The organism is Gilliamella sp. Gris1-4 (assembly GCF_001690335.1).
Taxonomy (GTDB): Bacteria; Pseudomonadota; Gammaproteobacteria; order Enterobacterales; family Orbaceae; genus Gilliamella; species Gilliamella apicola_P.
Window position 1 is genome coordinate 1 of record NZ_LZHA01000065.1, and the last position, 17,259, is coordinate 17,259.

Sequence of the window (17,259 nt, forward strand, 5' to 3'; positions counted from 1 at the left end):
ACCATGGTAATGCATTTTTATTTCCTTGTCAAGTAATTTATTGTTTTTTATGAACTTTTATATCCATTTGCCTGATTTTTGAGCGATTCCTTGCCTGTATAAGCTCAAAAATTATAACTTGATGATAAATAATCCGCCACTTTTTTTGTTGGTTTATTGTAAAGATTTGTTAGGGGGTAAGTTTGGGGTTTGTTTTTTTTTGGGGAGTGGTGTTTTTTACGGGCGTAGCGGTTGGGTGGTTTTTGGGACTGGTGGAGTAGGTGCTTTTTAAAGGCCTAAAATCGCTCCGGTAGACTATTGATTTTATTGAAGTTTTTTGTTTTAATTAAATCAAACGATTACGCCATAATAAACAATTAATTAGATAGTATTTTAAGTATAGCTTTCTGTGGCTTAAAACAGAGTTTGATTAGACATTTCACAACTATTGATAAAAAGTATAATATATAGCACTATTTAAATTATCGAAAAACCAATTCAACCATAAAGATAACATCATGCAAAAGTTTAATGTCAAAACCTTTCAGGGGTTAATTCTTACGTTACAAGATTACTGGGCTAATCAAGGATGCACCGTGATTCAGCCTTTAGATATGGAAGTTGGCGCGGGGACTTCTCATCCTATGACTTGTTTACGAGCCTTGGGGCCTGAGCCAATTAATGCTGCTTATGTTCAACCATCACGCCGCCCAACCGATGGTCGCTATGGTGAGAACCCAAACAGGCTTCAGCATTATTATCAATTTCAAGTTATCTTAAAGCCTTCTCCTGATAATATTCAAGAGCTTTATTTAGGTTCGTTAAAACAATTAGGTCTTGATCCAACTGTTAATGATATCCGTTTTGTTGAAGATAATTGGGAAAACCCAACCCTTGGTGCTTGGGGGCTTGGTTGGGAAGTTTGGTTAAATGGTATGGAAGTAACCCAATTTACTTACTTTCAACAAGTTGGTGGGCTTGAATGTAAGCCAGTTACTGGTGAAATCACTTATGGACTTGAACGCTTAGCAATGTATATTCAAGGCGTGGATAGTGTTTATGATTTGGTTTGGAGTGATGGTGCATTTGGTAAAACAACTTATGGCGATGTGTTTCATCAAAACGAAGTTGAGCAGTCCACTTATAATTTTGAATACGCCAATGTTGAATTTTTATTTTATTGTTTTGAACAACACGAAAAAGAAGCCAAGTTTTTGCTTGAGTTAGAAAAACCGCTACCACTACCTGCTTATGAACGCATCTTAAAAGCGGCTCACTGTTTTAATTTACTTGATGCTCGTAAAGCAATTTCAGTAACTGAGCGACAACGTTATATTTTGCGCATCAGAACATTAACCAAAATGGTGGCAGAAGCCTATTACGCATCTCGCGAAGCTCTTGGCTTCCCTATGTGCCAAAATTCACAATCTAACGAAAGTGCATCAAAGTAGGAATTAGAAAATTATGCAAAAAACATTTTTAGTGGAAATTGGTACCGAAGAGTTACCACCCAAATCACTCCGCACGTTAGCAGAAAGCTTTGCGGCTAATTTTATACAACAGCTTGATAATGCCAATTTGGAACATGGTGAAGTGCTTTGGTATGCATCGCCTCGTCGTTTAGCATTAAAAGTTTTAAATTTGAATGATACGCAACCCGATAGCCAAATAGTTAAACGTGGTCCTGCGGTCAGCGCAGCCTTTGATGCCAATGGCAATGCAACTAAAGCTGCTGAAGGTTGGGCTCGTGGTTGTGGTATTACAGTTGATCAGGCTGAGCGTATACAAACTGATAAAGGTGAATGGCTTTCTTATACTCAAAATCAAAAAGGTCAGCCAGTTGTTAATTTGTTATGTGATATGGTTAAAACCGCATTAAGCAAATTACCTATCCCTAAACCAATGCGTTGGGCGGCTCGCCAAGTTGAATTTATTCGTCCATGTCATACTGTTACCATGTTGTATGGTGATGAGCTTGTGCCTGGTACGATTTTAGAGATTAAATCAGATCGTATTATTCGTGGCCATCGTTTTATGGGTGAGCAAGAGTTCACTATTGATAATGCAGACCAGTATCCTGAAATTTTGGAACAACGTGGTAAGGTAATTGCTGACTACGATAAACGTAAATCTATTATTAAACAACAAGCTGAAGAAGAAGCTGCAAAATTAAATGGTAAAGCAGATTTAACAGATAATTTGCTTGAAGAAGTTTCATCACTAGTTGAATGGCCTGTTGTGTTAACTGCTAAATTTGAGGAGCGATTTTTAGAGGTTCCTGCTGAATCATTGGTTTATACCATGAAAGGCGATCAAAAATACTTTCCTGTTTATGACAAACAAGGCAAATTATTACCAAACTTTATTTTTGTGGCTAATATTGAGTCAAAAGATCCTCAAGTTGTAATTTCAGGTAATGAGAAAGTGGTTCGCCCTCGCCTTGCCGATGCTGAATTCTTTTATCAAACTGATTTAAAACAACGTTTAGAAGACCGTTTGCCTCGCCTTGAAACAGTTTTATTTCAACAACAACTTGGAACAGTTAAGGATAAAGCAATTCGCATTGAATCGTTATCTGGCTTTATTGCCGATAAAATTGGTGCTGATGTTGAGCAAGCCAAACGAGCGGGCAAATTAACAAAATGCGATTTAGTGACTAATACTGTTTTTGAATTCCCTGAAACACAAGGTATTATGGGGCGTTATTTGTCCCTTAAAGATGGCGAAAGTATTGAAGTTGCAACCGCCATTGAAGAACAATATAAACCGCGTTTTGCCGGTGATGAATTACCAAGTACTGCTGTTTCTTGTTCAGTTTCTATCGCTGAAAAATTGGATACTTTAGCCGGCATTTTTGGTATTGGTCAGCATCCTAAAGGTGATAAAGATCCTTTTGCATTGCGTCGCGCTGCTATTGGTGTTTTACGTATTATTGTTGAAAAGGCACTGCCTTTAGATCTTGTTGAACTGGCAGGTTATGCAGCTTCATTATATGGAGATAAGCTTAATAATAAAAACGTAGTTGACGATATTGTTAATTTTATGCAGGGTCGTTTTCGAGCTTGGTATCAAGAACAAGGCTTTGCAATTGATACGATTCAAGCAGTTTTAGCACTTAATCCAACTAAACCCGCTGATTTTGATGCACGCGTTAAGGCAGTAACTCACTTTAGAACCTTGCCCGAAGCCTCGTCATTAGCCGAAGCTAATAAACGTGTATCAAATATTTTATCGAAATCTAAAACTGAGATAGTTATTCCCCAAAAAGTCAATGCAGCTTTATTAGAGGATGGCGCAGAAGGTGATTTAGCTAAACAAGTTGCCATTTTAACCGACAAACTAGTCCCTTATTTTAATAATGGGCATTACCAAGATGCTTTAGTCGAATTATCTTCGCTTAAAACACCTATTGATGCCTTTTTTGAGTCGGTGATGGTGATGGTTGATAATGAACAAATCAAATTAAACCGATTGGCACTTTTAGAAAAATTACAAAATTTATTCTTAAAAGTTGCGGATATTTCATTATTGCAAGCTTAATTTACGAATTTAATCATTCAAAAATAATAGTGGTAACTAAACCAGTTACCACATATAAGGAACTTACATATAAATGCAAAAAAAAATCTCTTTTTCTTTAGTTTTTACACAAACATGTAATTTTTTTCGTAATCGTATTACGCAATTTGTTCTTATTAGTTTAGCGTTATCTTTGATTTACACATTTTTTACTTTTTTCTTTATCAAGGAAAACAATTTAACTGAACAAATTTATGTTTCACAAAACTTAACGAAATATTTTTCATTTTTGGGATTGGCTTGTTTATTAAATATTATTTTGAAAGCCATTAATATTGCAACGGTTTCTAACCTTTATGTTAGCGACAAACTTAATTTAAATTTATTACTTTCTAAAACGCTGTCAAATACATTAAAAATCATTCTTTTTTATCTTATCATTGGTATCTTTATTTTCTTTATAGCAATTATGTTAACTATTGTAATTATAGGTTTAAGTATAATTTTACCAAACCCTATTCTTCTTTTATTAATTATATTAGTCCTACTAGTTCCAATGCTACTTTTCGCTATTTTTTGTAATTTATTTTTAGGTTCACTGGCTGACCCTAATCAAAAAAGCATTTTTGAATTAATTTCTTTAAATATTCAATTATCAAAAAAATATTGGCTTCCTGCTCTTTTGATGTTACTAATCAATATAGTATTTTTGATAGTTTTTACTAATTTAGTCTTGAAATTCAATAACAATAATTTTGTGCTTGATACGATTTTTTCATTCATTTCTATCTTTTTTGATATTTTTGTTACTAGCTTTTTCTATCGTCTTTATATGCTAGCAACTCATTTAAATAATTCAGCATTACCACCTAAAAATAATGATGAACATCAAAATAACAATTATAAATTAATTATTTAACCATTTGGTGCCTTACCAATTAAATTGGTAAGGTACTGCTTTGCCATGTAATAATCTGATTTAACAGAAGCTACTGGATAATAACTATGACACCTGCTATTAATTTGCTTAAGAAGTTAAAAATCAAATTTAATATCCACCAATATAAACACGACCCCAACCAAACTCACTATGGGCAAGAGGCGGTTGATAAACTTGATCCTAGTTTGAATATTACAGCAGCACAGGTATTTAAAACCTTGGTTGTGAGTTTAAACGGTAATAATAAGACGTTAGCGGTTTGCGTATTGCCTGTCGATAGTCATTTGGATCTTAAAAAAGTTGCAAAATCATTAAACTGTAAAAAAATAGATTTAGCTGATCCTAATTTAGCCCAAAAGGTAACAGGTTATTTGGTGGGAGGAATTAGTCCACTCGGTCAAAAGCAAAAACTACCCACACTCATTGATTTAAGTGCAAGTGAGCACGCGACAATGTTTGTATCAGGTGGCAAAAGAGGATTAGAAATTGAAATTGCGCCTCAAGATTTGGTTGATATATTACAAGCGAAATGGGTTGAAATAACCACTTAAAATTATTAGCAGTGTAATTCTAATTAGGTTCTAACACTACTTATAAACAAGACGTAAAGGCTAAGACGATTTGTCTTAAAATAATGTGTTTTTATTGAAATGATAAGACCATAAGGCTATACCCTATGGCCTAATACTTCTATCAATCAAGTTGACAGTAAGAAAAAGCAACTTATTTGATTGCTTCTTTTAAAGTTTTACCTGATACGAATGCAGGTACTTTACTTGCTGCAATTTTAATTTCTTTACCAGTTTTTGGATTACGACCAGTACGAGCTTTACGAGAATTAACTTTAAATGTACCAAAACCAACTAATTGAACTGGTTCACCAGCTTTTAATGATTCAGTAATAGCGGCTAATGTAGCTTCCAACGCCGTTTTTGCAGCTACTTTAGTGATATCAGCTTTACTAGCAATAGCGTCGACAAGTTCTGTTTTATTCATGGGTATATCCTTACATATTATTTTATTGTTAAAGTTAACATTATAAACGAAGCTAAAACTTAATGTTTTGGCTCCGTTACTGTAAACGTTGCTTAGATTACATTGTTGTTAAATGTAGTCTATATTTGACCAATATTAAAGAAAAATTTAACAAAAATTTTAAAAAATAGACTTTAAACACCTTAATTGCTTAAAAAAACACCAATATTGCTGATCCCCGATGCTCTAATTTCATCTTTCAAGCCTTTTATCAATTCACTCATTTCATTATTTTCTTCGCGTAGTAATCGAAATAGTTCCCACTGCAAATCGAATTCATCTATAACACTAGGTAGAGTTTGCTGTTCATCTTCTGAAAGAGTAACATTTGTTTTGGTCATTTCAAATTCAGCAACTGTAGTTGCTGATATACTACTGACTTTAGCGGTATGTTCGGCGATATCACCACTCAAGTAAGAGTGCAAAACTTCGCCAAGTGCATGACAAGCATCGATGGCTGGATAAACCATATAAGGACTATCATCAGTTACAGTTGGAATAATGAGTTCTAATTTTTCAAGCTGTAAATCAAAATTGATTTTTACCTCTTCAACTAATAGCGATTCCCAAACTAAATCCAGTATTTTTTTGTAATTTTTAGCGTCATCTTCGTTTGGTTGTTGAAGGCAAGTTTGTTGATGACAATAAAAAACAAAGTTGGGATACATTCGTTCACATAAGCAGACCATAAATAGGCGTTGTTTCCATTGTGGTAACTTTTCTAGCCTTAATTGAACAGGATTTTTAATCATGATGAAACCCTTTTGATTGTCGATGTACCGCTTCAATCAAATGCTGTACATTCTCTACAGGAATATCTTGGTGAATACCATGTCCTAAATTAAAAACATGCCCATTGTGATAGCCAAATTCATTAAGAACAACCTCTACGTTGGATTCAATTGTTTGCTTTCCTGCGTATAAAACGGAAGGATCTAAATTTCCTTGTACTGCTATTTTCCCTTTTTGAGTAATCTGGCTTAAATTTACAGTCCAATCCACTCCCACCGCATCACAACCAGTATTAATAATACGATCAAGCCATATTCCTCCTCCTTTAGTAAATAAAGTAACAGGAATGTACGAGGTTATATCTTGACTTTTTTTACCTTGTTTTAATTGCGATAAGATCTGTTGCATATAGTCAAGTGAAAATGTTTGATAGCTTTGATGACTTAATACGCCGCCCCAAGTATCAAAAATCATAATTGATTGTGCCCCCGCTTGAATTTGTGCATTTAAATATAATGCGATACTGTTTGCAAGTTTTTCAAGTAGTTGATGCAACGCTTTAGGTTCACTATAAAGCATCTTTTTAATTTTGGTGAATGCTTTGCTACTACCACCTTCAATCATGTAGGTGGCTAATGTCCATGGGCTTCCCGAAAAGCCAATTAATGGAACTTTGCCATTGAGTTCTTTTTTTGTTAATCGAATCGCATCCATCACATATTTAAGTGATTGCTCTGGATCTGGGATGGGTAATTGTTCAATATCTGATATGCAAGATATCGGTTTTTTAAATTTAGGTCCTTCACCCGATTCAAAATATAAGCCAAGCCCCATAGCATCAGGGATTGTTAAAATATCAGAAAAAATAATAGCCGCGTCAAGATCAAATCGTTGTAATGGCTGTAAAGTGACTTCGCAAGCTAACTCTGGCGTTTGACACATCGTCATAAAATCACCCGCTTTTGATCTTAATTGACGATACTCAGGTAAATAACGACCGGCCTGTCGCATCATCCAAATCGGTGTATAGTCTACAGGCAAACATTGTAAAGCTCGTAAATAACGATCATTTTTTAATTGGCTCATATTTTTAGCTCTTTAAATATAGACTTTTTTTTGTTAAAAACTTTCCGGTAAGTATATGTTTCAGTATAAAAATCACTTGATTTATCTTTTATTTGTGATCTAAATCCTGAGGCTTTGATAATGTTTGTTGCGCATAACGAATCAAGGTTTCAGAGATATTTTGCATTACACTACTTTCAGGAGCAAAACGATGCCAATATAGCATACGTCTTTGATATAACCCTTCAGTTAAATTAATTAATTCACCATTTTTTAATTCTTGCTCAACTTGCAACTTTGGTAACATACAGCAGGCTGAACCTTGCTTAGCCAATTGTACAAAAGCTTCAGATGAACTGGTGATGTGGCAAATTACACTGCCTGGCGTAAGGTTAAAGTTTTCTTGTAAAAAAGCCTGATGCATATCATCTAGATGGTCGAATGCAACAGCCGGTGCTTTTAGTAAGGATGATCGGGTTACACCATTTGGGAAGTACTTTTTAGCAAAATCAGGAGAAGCGACAAAAATATAGTCTAAAGCACCTAATAAATCAGACAGACAACCTGGTAAAGGGTTAGCTTGAATGCTAATCGCACCAACTACAGTGCCTAAACGCAATAACTCTAAAGTATGTTCTTCATCTTTGACTTGAACATCAAAACGTAAGATGTTTTTATCTAAAACCGGTTTTAACGCAGGTAAGAACCAAGTTGCTAAAGAATCAGCATTAATTGCAATTGATAACGATAGTGGTGTGGCATTTTGCTCGTTATCACCTAACCATTGCTGTTCTAATAATTCAACTTGATGTAATAAGCCGAGCAAATGCTCACCTTGTTTGGTTGCTTTCGGAGGAATGGTTCTAACGAGCAGCTGTTGACCAAAAAAGCTTTCTAATTGTTTGATACGTTGCGAAACCGCAGGTTGTGTAATACACAATTTATCAGCAGCTCTTTCAAATCCTCGTTCCTTTATCACCGCATCTAATGCTTGTAACGCTCTATAATCTGGACGCTTCATAATCTCTTTATTAATGATTTGATCATTGCTCAAATATTTAATCTACTTTAATATCGTAATAAGTTTTAAACCTATCACAAAGTTGATTTAATTCTTAAAATCCTAATGATTTTTGCTTTCTAATTGGGTACTATGCCATATCTTCAACAATTTTGCTTTCAAAATTTTATTTTTTTAAGAAAAATTATCCTCAAAATAGGGGTGATATTATGACACAAGACGAATTAAAAAAGGCCGTAGGCTGGTCAGCCTTGAAATTTATCAAACCTGATTCTTTTATTGGTGTAGGAACAGGCTCTACTGCATCCCATTTTATTGATGCATTAGCAACAATAAAAGATCAAATCAAAGGTACTGTATCTAGTTCGGAAGCTTCGACCCAAAAATTAAAAAGCTATGGTATTCCTGTTCTCGATTGTAATGAAGTCGATTGTTTGGATGTCTATGTCGATGGTGCGGATGAAATCAATCACCAGTTGCAAATGATTAAAGGTGGTGGCGCAGCTTTAACGCGCGAAAAAATTGTTTCAGCCATTGCTAAACAATTTATTTGTATTGTTGATGAATCAAAAGTTGTTGATGTATTAGGTAAATTCCCATTACCGGTTGAAGTGATCCCAATGGCACGTTCCTATGTTGCTCGTGAGTTATATAAGTTGGGCGGTAAACCAATATATCGTCAAGGCGTTATAACCGATAATGGAAATGTGATTTTGGATGTTCATGATCTTGTCATTGCCAAACCAATGGAGCTAGAAAACCGAATTAATAACATTGCAGGTGTGGTTACTGTTGGATTATTTGCCAATAAAGGCGCTGACATCGCACTTGTTGGATGCAGTACGGGTATAAAAGAGCTTAGATAAAATCATTTACTACAATAAAGTTAATAATGGTATTTAATTATAAGTACCAATTTGTATACTGATGGAAAGAGAGGAAATAATGGTTATTCAAACTTTAACCAAAGATGAAAATAAGTTTTTATTACTTGAGGGAGTTCACCCTAGCGCAATTGAAATATTAAAATCCGGCGGCTTTACCAATATTGAATATCATAAAAGCGCATTATCTCCTGAAGAACTTAAGCAAGCCCTGAAAGATGTTCGGTTTATTGGGATCAGGTCAAGAACACAATTAACTAAGGACATTATCGATTCTGCACCTAAACTTGCTGGTATTGGCTGTTTTTGTATAGGTACCAATCAAGTTGATCTTGATGCGGCGACAGTAAAAGGTATTCCTGTTTTTAATGCACCATTTTCAAATACGCGATCTGTAGCAGAGCTAGTATTAGCCGAAGCAATATTATTACTTCGTCGAGTACCAGATGCTAATGCTAAAGCACACCGAGGAAAATGGAATAAGATTGCGACGGGGTCACACGAAGCTCGTGGTAAAAATTTAGGTATTATTGGTTATGGGCATATTGGTAGCCAACTAAGTATTTTGGCTGAATCGTTAGGGATGAATGTTTATTTTTATGATATTGAAACAAAACTACCTTTGGGCAATGCTAAACAAGTTTCAACAATGAAAGAATTACTAGCGATAAGCGATATTGTTTCAATGCATGTACCAGAAAATCCAACAACCATCAAAATGATTAGTGATAACGAAATTGATGCAATGAAACAAGACGCAATTTTAATCAATGCTTCACGCGGTAAAGTTATCGATCTTGATGCTTTAACTAAAGCACTGAAAACCAATAAACTCAGTGGGGCAGCTATTGATGTTTTTCCAACAGAACCTGCTAGTAACAACGACCCTTTTGAATCTCCATTATGTCAATTTGATAATGTAATTATTACTCCGCATATCGGTGGTTCAACTAGCGAAGCACAAGAAAATATTGGGATTGAGGTCGCAAGTAAACTAGCTAAATATTCTGATACTGGTGCGACACTTTCAGCAGTTAATTTTCCTGAAGCCTCTCTACCTATTCCAGCTAAAGGCTCTAGTCGTTTTATTAATATTCATCGTAACCAACCTGGTGTTCTAACTGCTATCAATACGTTATTCGCTGAACAAGGGCTTAATATTTCAGCACAATATTTACAAACTGATCCTCAGATTGGTTATGTTGTTATTGATATCGATAGAGTTAAACAAAATAAGGCTGAAGAATTGTTAGCTAAACTGAAAAACGTGCCAGGAACAATTCGTGCTAGATTGTTATTTTAAGGTGATAAGTCGGTACGCTTGTTAGCCACTCAGCTTTAGCGGGTTTTTAATTTTGAGTAAATCAAATTTGTATTGTTAATATTTTGTATCACTCAAATAGATTCCCGCTAATGCAACATTTAAACAATGCTGTTTCTTATTCTTTGATCAATTACGTCTATTTTAATGACTTTGATGCCTCGTTATGTGAGCGCCTCACCATACCCGCAAATACTTTGCCACCTTCTTGGAATAAACCAATAAAACATTCAGCACAAAATGAAATAGCATCAATCATATCGCCTCTTATTGAGTTAAATTTCGTATTAATGCTATCAACGTTGAAACATAAAAACTTTTAACTAAATCGCATTTTGAAATATTTTCTTTTATTTTGAAAGATATTGTTTCAAATAAATAAAAACAAGAAAGAAGAAAGAGATAAAAAAACCATAGGTTACTGAAATAGCAATGATAGTAAAAAATTAACGTTTTTTATTGGACATTAACATTAAGTTGGCGTAATTTTGTCAATACGGGTATTTATTATTCAATTTAAAGGAGAATATATCATGGCTAAAAGTACGGCTTCTGCTAAAAAACTACAACAATCAGCTATTTTGTTTCCTACTGATTTAGGACAAAAAGCATCAAAAGATATTTCTGGAGCAATGAATTCTGTTTTAGCAGATGTATTTGCTTTATATTTAAAAACTAAAAACTTTCATTGGCATGTTAGTGGTCCTCATTTTCGTGATTACCACTTAATGCTAGATGATCAAGGTGAAGAGCTATTTGCAATGACTGATCCAATTGCTGAACGTGTCCGTAAGCTAGGCGGTACAACTTTACGTTCAATTGGTCACATTGCGAAATTACAAAGTATTTCTGATAACAATGCAGATTTCGTTGAACCATCAGATATGCTTGCCGAATTATGTCAAGATAATGTAAAACTAACAGAACGTATGCGTGTTGCACATGATATTTGTGATAAATACAATGATACCGCTACTGCCAGTTTAATTGAAGAGTGGATCGATCAAACAGAACAACGTGCGTGGTTCTTATTTGAAGCAGGCCGAAAAGTCGACTCATCAGGACATTAACAGATACTACTAATTTAAGAGGTATTAAAAATACCTCTTATTAAAAATAAGTGGAGATTTAAGATGAGTAAAAAAATTGCTGTACTGGTAGGAAGTTTGCGTAAAGACTCTTATACTTTAAAAGTAGCAAAAGTTTTTCAAAAAATCGCACCACCATCACTTTCATTACAAATTATTCAAATTGGCGATTTACCTTTATATAATGAAGATATTGATAATGATACCCCTCCTGCCTCTTATACTCATTTCCGCAAAGAAATAGCCGATTGTCAGGGTGTTATTTTTGTGACACCTGAATATAATCGTGGAGTTCCTGCTGTTATCAAAAATGCAATAGATGTTGGTTCTCGTCCTTATGGTAAGAGCGTTTGGTCTAAAAAAGCTGCTGCAATTGTTTCTGTTTCACAGGGTGCAATTGGTGGGTTTGGCGCTAACCATCAACTTCGTCAATCATTAGTATTCCTTGATATGCCGACATTACAACAGCCTGAAGCTTATATTGGTAATGTAGCTTCTGCTTTTGATGAAAGTGGTAATATTACTGAAAAAAGTAAAGAATTCTTAGCCCTTATTATTAATAGCTACGCAAGTTGGGTTGAAAAGTTAAGCTAATAACTCTTTATTTTAAGATTCACAGTCAATATAATTGGCTGTGTTTTCTTAACAAGTAAGTTAACTATTTTTTCCATGCCTATATTTTTTCCTAATAGTGAACAAGAATTATTGCAACGAGCTCAGTTAGCAGCTGGTTATACTTTTGGCGAGATAGCACAATACTTAAATATACCTATACCGAATAACCTAAATAAACAAAAAGGTTGGGTAGGCAATCTTATTGAAACTTTTTTAGGAGCAAATGCTGCTAGTAAAGCTGAGCAAGATTTTGCTAATCTTGGTATAGAGCTTAAAACTATTCCTGTGGATAAACACGGTAAACCACTTGAGACAACCTTCGTTAGTGTCACACCATTAATGGCTAATCATGGCGTTATTTGGGAGACAAGCCATGTTAAATATAAACTTGCGAAAGTACTTTGGGTCCCGATAGAAGGTGAAAGAACTATTCCTCTTGCAGATAGAAAAGTTGGAAAACCTATTATGTGGACACCAACTCAAGAACAAGAACAGCAGCTCAAACAAGACTGGGAAGAGTTAATGGATATGATAGCGCTAGGACATGTTGAAAAAATTACCGCTCGATATGGTACTTATTTACAAATTAGGCCTAAAGCAGCCAATGGGCAAGCTCTTACGGAAGCAATTGGTGAAAATGGTGATATTATTTTAACTCGACCTCGTGGGTTTTACTTAAAAAAAACATTTACAATGCAAATTTTAAATACTGTTGTAACATACTAATTCTAATTACTTTTTATAGCTGGCGTTAATATCCCATTATTTAATACCAGATTTATAATATTAAAAATTTTAGTCGCTCCCAGATCTATTTAAATATAGTTCAAAGAATATCAAGCATTAAAATTTTAGAATTCCTTTGATAATTATAAAGTTTTTTCTTTTTAATCGGTAAATCATCAACTTCTGCTGGGTTAAAACCTTTTTCTCTAAACCAATGAATACTACGTGTAGTTAAAACAAATATTTTTTCGAGTCCTAGCTGGATTGCTTTTTCTGTTAACTTTTCAATTAAGCCATCTCCTCGAGATGAATTGCGATAATCAGGATGAATAGCTACACAGGCCATTTCTCCCATTTTTTCTTCAGGATATGGGTAAAGCGCTGCACAACCAATTGTCATATTATCACGTTCAATAATGGTAAATTTATCGATCTCCATTTCTAACTGCTCACGTGAACGTTTAACCAAAATACCTTGTTCTTCAAGTGGACGAATGAGTTCTAGAATTCCTCCAATATCGTTAATAGTTGCTAAACGCACTTGTTCAGAATGTTCCATCGCTACTTGTGTTCCAATCCCATCACGCGAAAATAATTCTTGTAAAATTGAGCCATCAACCAAATAACTTACCAAATGGCTTCGTCTGACCCCACTACGGCATGCTTTAGATGCTGCACGTAAAAAACGTGCTTCACTAGATAAAGGTTTACCTTGCTGCTCTTTTTTGTTGACATAATTATCCGCATCAACAGGATAAAGGTCGGTAATAACACGCCCCTTTTCATCTAGTACTCCTTGTTCTGCGCAAAAACTGATTAATTTATCCGCTTTTAAGCGAATAGCAACTTCGGTTGCAACATCCTCAGACGCTAAATTGAAACTTTCACCAGTAACCGAAACGCCAACAGGGCCTAGTAACACAATTGATCCACGATCTAGTTGTTCAGCTATAGCCTCGTTGTTTATACGACGTATTTTACCTGTATGACAATAATCAATCCCATCATCTACCCCTAAAGGTTGTGCAATCACAAAATTACCACTTACAACACTGATATGAGCTCCTTGTAATGGAGTATTATTTAAACTCATTGATAAACTTGCGGTAATATTGAGTTGTAATGAACCTGTAACTTGTTTAATGATGTCTAGTGTTGTTGCATCAGTAATACGCGTATTTTTATAATATTTAGGTGTGATATTATGATTTTTTAAAGATTCATCAATCTGATTGCGAGCACCATTAACAATAACAAGTTTAATACCAAGACTATAAAGTAAACCAATATCACTGATAATACTCGAATAATTATTACTTTTTAACACTGCGCCGGTGAGCAAAATTACAAATGTTTTACCATGATGTGCATTAATATAAGGTACTGAATGTCTTAAGCCATCAACTAACTCAGTTGTACGTTCTTTCATTTTCACAACCACCTCAAACTGAATACTTATTCACTTTTTGTGTATTTTTATTTATTTTTGGTTTTATGGCAAGCAATATTTCAAGAATCTAATAAAAATCTTAAAATTTGCTATTAATAAAAGTTAATGGCTTAAGCTTAATGATTTTTGATTAAGTAATAATGGATTAACAAAATATTGAATTGTTAAATACGAAAATAAATTAAAATTTTTATGAGATGTTAATATCGAAAAAAAGCATGCCATATTGGCATGCCCTCTAACATTATTATTCTTAAAATATATAAAATTATATTTTTGTTATATCAACTACCTTTTTAAAACGATAAAAGATAATTGAGCCAAGTATTACACTTGACATCGCAATAAAAAAGTCAATTAATATGGCATAACTTACATTGAACATAGCTAATTTTGGTACTATAAGCGGAATGATAACAAACGATAGACCGCTAAAAGTATACATACAACCTACAGCAAGACCTTTTCGTGTTGGGAACATTTGTTGCATAACAACCAAAGTTAATTGAAGTACCCCCCCTGCCGCAGTTAATCCCATTCCTATTGCGACGATAACACACATTGCAGGTGAAACATTAAAATAAAAAATGATTAATACCAACGCAGATAAGGCAGGCAAAATAATGATGCAAAAGATAGGTTTTAATAGATGTTTGACTACAAAAGCCGTAACAAATACAGAAATAATTGAGGCAGTACTATAATAACTAATCAGTTGATTAGCATCAGGTTCGCTCATATTAACAGCTCTGATAGCGATAGTTGGCAACCACTGCAAGACAATAACGAATGTTGCTGTTGTTGTAAATCCCATAATAATTAATAAAATACCTTCAAATCCAAAATTAGGTTTTCCAATAAAATAACTTTGTGAGCATTCATTACTTTTAATGGAGGTATCTATATGTGGAAACTGCTTAGGAAGTAAAAATAGTGTATTAACTATTAGATAAGCAACAAAACCAAAAAAAATCCAACCATACCATATTTGGTATTGATGGCAAAAAACAACAATAAATGGAAGAACAAGAGATCCCATTGAAATGAAAGCCTTGATCAATACGCTAGCTGTACCACATGAGTTTGGAAAACATTCTGTTAATGCTGGCATTGAACCAGTATCTAAAAAAGAATTTCCAGCCCCAATAGCAATAGCTAAACAAAAAGCAATATTTATATTAGTACAAAAAGGCATTCCTAGAAAAAAAATAGCATAGCAAGCCATACCTAGACAAATAAATAGTTTGCGACCAAATTTATCTGACAATACACCACCAACAAACATTAATAATATTTTTCCAATTCCTATACCCGAAGCAATTTTACCAATGCCGATTAGATCAATATTAAGTTGTTTCGATATATCATATGAAAATTGCATGATCACAATTAATGCAATACTTTGTATTATATAATTTGCATATATAGATCCTGCAATTCCATAAGAATTGACCTTTCGATTATCCACTTGTCATACTCCATATGTAAAACATAAAATTATAATTCTATTCAATATACAAGTATCAATATTAATCAGAAAGATAGTAAGTATAAATTTGTTACTTAGCTTTTATTTGGTTCTAAAAAACAATAAAGTTTTATTCAAAATTAAACTTATATAGAATCTTGGTTAAATTTTAAAAATTTATTTTTTTCTATTATTAATAAAAATACCTCTTTTTAAGCGGCCTTTTTATTAAAAGAAGTTAAATTAGTTTCGAAGCATTTCAAAAATTTTTGCAAGAATCAAACTTTCATCTTGATCAACATTGATCACATGATGTGCAGCATCATGATATAAAGGTAATCTTTCAGCCAATACCTTTTCCATTTCATCATAAATAGATAGGCCAGTTAGTGATGGTCGTTGAGCAATGTTAGGATCTTTCATTAAACGCGCAGCTAGTGTTGCCGCAGGTGCAGATAAAAAGATAACTGTGCCATTTTGTTTCATAAAATTCCGATTATGCTCGGCTAATACCATGCCGCCACCAGTTGCAATGACACAATTAGGTTTAGTTGTATCAATCAACACCTGACTTTCTCTTGCTCTAAATCCTTCCCAACCTTCTTTTTCAACAATTTCGGCTACCGTCTTTTGAGTAGTTTCGAGTAAATATCTATCGGTATCAATGAAAGAAAACGATAGCTTATTTGCTAACATCTTTCCCATCGTTGTTTTACCTGCAGCCCGTGCACCAACTAAAAAAATTGTTTTATTCATATTGGGTTTTATCTTTTCAGATTTATAGAATATATTAACCATGCTAGTGATTCGCTCTTATTTTTGCAACAAATTTTTTACATATTATATAAAAAATATATAACTATGTATTTTTTATATAATTAAAAATAACATATATAGAATATATCCGTAATGAAATGTTTACAATATTATAAGGAAGCTTTTAAAACCTAAAAGTCATCTTAATAAAGTTAATTAACATAACTTTTCTAAACCACGGAAATAGAGCTCTGTTGCAATCGATTGATGTAATCGCCATTGAATCACATCAAGATCTAAATTTACCTTTTTGAACTCTTCGTATGTCATAAAATAACGGATTGTATTACTACCAATACGATCATTAATACTATTTATAATAATATTTATTTTTTCGTTTCTGATTTTTTTTAGTTCTTGCATTGCTTTTCCGACAAACTCTGGGATCGGCTTTATACCATTTTCCCAATCATGCCATGTATTAATATCTGTTTTTCCAATATATTCACTAGCTTCTGATACTTTTAGCATAAGAAAACGACGATACGCTTGCAATTCTAAGTTAGTCATAAATGCTCCTTATTATAATGCGCTTGATCTATCCAATTAATATATTAACTTTGCCTATGCCAACGTAATATAGTTGGCAATAGCAGCTAA

Annotated in this window: 17 protein-coding genes; 9 read left to right on the forward strand and 8 right to left on the reverse strand. The window is 33.8% G+C overall.

Going from position 1 to position 17,259, the window contains the following annotated elements:
• Positions 1 to 497 precede the first annotated feature (497 nt).
• From glyQ to ybaK, 4 genes are all read left to right on the forward strand, one after another.
• Positions 498 to 1,430 (forward strand): glycine--tRNA ligase subunit alpha, encoded by a 933-nt coding sequence (glyQ, locus tag A9G31_RS08275; RefSeq protein WP_034912362.1) that lies wholly within the window; start codon positions 498 to 500, stop codon positions 1,428 to 1,430.
• 10 nt (positions 1,431 to 1,440) lie between these two features.
• Positions 1,441 to 3,519 carry a glycine--tRNA ligase subunit beta gene (gene glyS, locus A9G31_RS08280; RefSeq protein WP_065561247.1) on the forward strand — a complete coding sequence of 693 codons (2,079 nt, stop codon included), beginning with the start codon at positions 1,441 to 1,443 and terminating at the stop codon, positions 3,517 to 3,519.
• Positions 3,520 to 3,592: 73 nt separating this feature from the next.
• On the forward strand, positions 3,593 to 4,417 hold the full coding sequence (locus A9G31_RS08285; RefSeq protein ID WP_065561248.1) for a hypothetical protein: 825 nt from the start codon (positions 3,593 to 3,595) through the stop codon (positions 4,415 to 4,417).
• A gap of 86 nt (positions 4,418 to 4,503) precedes the next feature.
• On the forward strand, positions 4,504 to 4,989 hold the full coding sequence (gene ybaK, locus A9G31_RS08290; RefSeq protein WP_065561249.1) for a Cys-tRNA(Pro) deacylase: 486 nt from the start codon (positions 4,504 to 4,506) through the stop codon (positions 4,987 to 4,989).
• 172 nt (positions 4,990 to 5,161) lie between these two features.
• Here ybaK and A9G31_RS08295 read toward each other — a convergent pair whose 3' ends face one another.
• The 4 genes from A9G31_RS08295 to A9G31_RS08310 all read right to left on the reverse strand — a co-directional run bounded on the left by A9G31_RS08295 (position 5,162) and on the right by A9G31_RS08310 (position 8,291).
• Positions 5,162 to 5,434: an HU family DNA-binding protein gene (locus A9G31_RS08295; RefSeq protein WP_034912351.1), complete on the reverse strand. Its 273-nt coding sequence runs from the start codon at positions 5,432 to 5,434 to the stop codon at positions 5,162 to 5,164.
• A 182-nt stretch (positions 5,435 to 5,616) separates the two neighbouring features.
• The gene (locus A9G31_RS08300) at positions 5,617 to 6,225 is read right to left on the reverse strand and encodes a YjaG family protein (protein WP_065561250.1); all 609 of its coding nucleotides are present in this window, start codon (positions 6,223 to 6,225) and stop codon (positions 5,617 to 5,619) included.
• Positions 6,218 to 7,291, reverse strand: a complete 1,074-nt coding sequence (gene hemE, locus A9G31_RS08305; RefSeq protein ID WP_065561251.1) for a uroporphyrinogen decarboxylase — start codon at positions 7,289 to 7,291, stop codon at positions 6,218 to 6,220. The genes A9G31_RS08300 and hemE overlap by 8 nt, the downstream gene beginning before the upstream one ends.
• An 88-nt stretch (positions 7,292 to 7,379) precedes the next feature.
• Complete coding sequence (locus A9G31_RS08310) at positions 7,380 to 8,291, reverse strand: LysR family transcriptional regulator ArgP (RefSeq protein WP_065561252.1); 912 nt, start codon at positions 8,289 to 8,291, stop codon at positions 7,380 to 7,382.
• 209 nt (positions 8,292 to 8,500) lie between these two features.
• Here A9G31_RS08310 and rpiA point away from each other — a divergent pair, with 209 nt between their 5' ends.
• The 5 genes from rpiA to mutH all read left to right on the forward strand — a co-directional run bounded on the left by rpiA (position 8,501) and on the right by mutH (position 12,925).
• Positions 8,501 to 9,157 (forward strand): ribose-5-phosphate isomerase RpiA, encoded by a 657-nt coding sequence (gene rpiA, locus A9G31_RS08315; protein WP_065561253.1) that lies wholly within the window; start codon positions 8,501 to 8,503, stop codon positions 9,155 to 9,157.
• 79 nt (positions 9,158 to 9,236) lie between these two features.
• Positions 9,237 to 10,478, forward strand: a complete 1,242-nt coding sequence (gene serA / locus A9G31_RS08320) for a phosphoglycerate dehydrogenase (RefSeq protein ID WP_065561254.1) — start codon at positions 9,237 to 9,239, stop codon at positions 10,476 to 10,478.
• A gap of 551 nt (positions 10,479 to 11,029) precedes the next feature.
• Positions 11,030 to 11,566 carry a Dps family protein gene (locus tag A9G31_RS08325; RefSeq protein ID WP_065561255.1) on the forward strand — a complete coding sequence of 179 codons (537 nt, stop codon included), beginning with the start codon at positions 11,030 to 11,032 and terminating at the stop codon, positions 11,564 to 11,566.
• A 63-nt stretch (positions 11,567 to 11,629) separates the two neighbouring features.
• A complete protein-coding gene (locus A9G31_RS08330) occupies positions 11,630 to 12,178 on the forward strand; it encodes an NADPH-dependent FMN reductase (RefSeq protein ID WP_065561256.1) in 549 nt (182 codons plus the stop codon).
• A 75-nt stretch (positions 12,179 to 12,253) separates the two neighbouring features.
• Positions 12,254 to 12,925 carry a DNA mismatch repair endonuclease MutH gene (gene mutH, locus A9G31_RS08335; protein WP_141671425.1) on the forward strand — a complete coding sequence of 224 codons (672 nt, stop codon included), beginning with the start codon at positions 12,254 to 12,256 and terminating at the stop codon, positions 12,923 to 12,925.
• Positions 12,926 to 13,025: 100 nt separating this feature from the next.
• Here the strand turns inward: mutH and argA are convergent, their stop codons facing one another.
• The 4 genes from argA to A9G31_RS08355 form a co-directional block, all read right to left on the reverse strand.
• The gene (gene argA, locus A9G31_RS08340) at positions 13,026 to 14,354 is read right to left on the reverse strand and encodes an amino-acid N-acetyltransferase (RefSeq protein ID WP_065561258.1); all 1,329 of its coding nucleotides are present in this window, start codon (positions 14,352 to 14,354) and stop codon (positions 13,026 to 13,028) included.
• Positions 14,355 to 14,643: 289 nt separating this feature from the next.
• A complete protein-coding gene (locus tag A9G31_RS08345) occupies positions 14,644 to 15,843 on the reverse strand; it encodes an MFS transporter (RefSeq protein WP_065561259.1) in 1,200 nt (399 codons plus the stop codon).
• A 243-nt stretch (positions 15,844 to 16,086) separates the two neighbouring features.
• The gene (gene aroL, locus A9G31_RS08350) at positions 16,087 to 16,599 is read right to left on the reverse strand and encodes a shikimate kinase AroL (protein ID WP_034913435.1); all 513 of its coding nucleotides are present in this window, start codon (positions 16,597 to 16,599) and stop codon (positions 16,087 to 16,089) included.
• 216 nt (positions 16,600 to 16,815) lie between these two features.
• Positions 16,816 to 17,169: an Aca2/YdiL-like domain-containing protein gene (locus A9G31_RS08355; RefSeq protein ID WP_065561260.1), complete on the reverse strand. Its 354-nt coding sequence runs from the start codon at positions 17,167 to 17,169 to the stop codon at positions 16,816 to 16,818.
• Between the last annotated feature and the right edge of the window lie 90 nt (positions 17,170 to 17,259).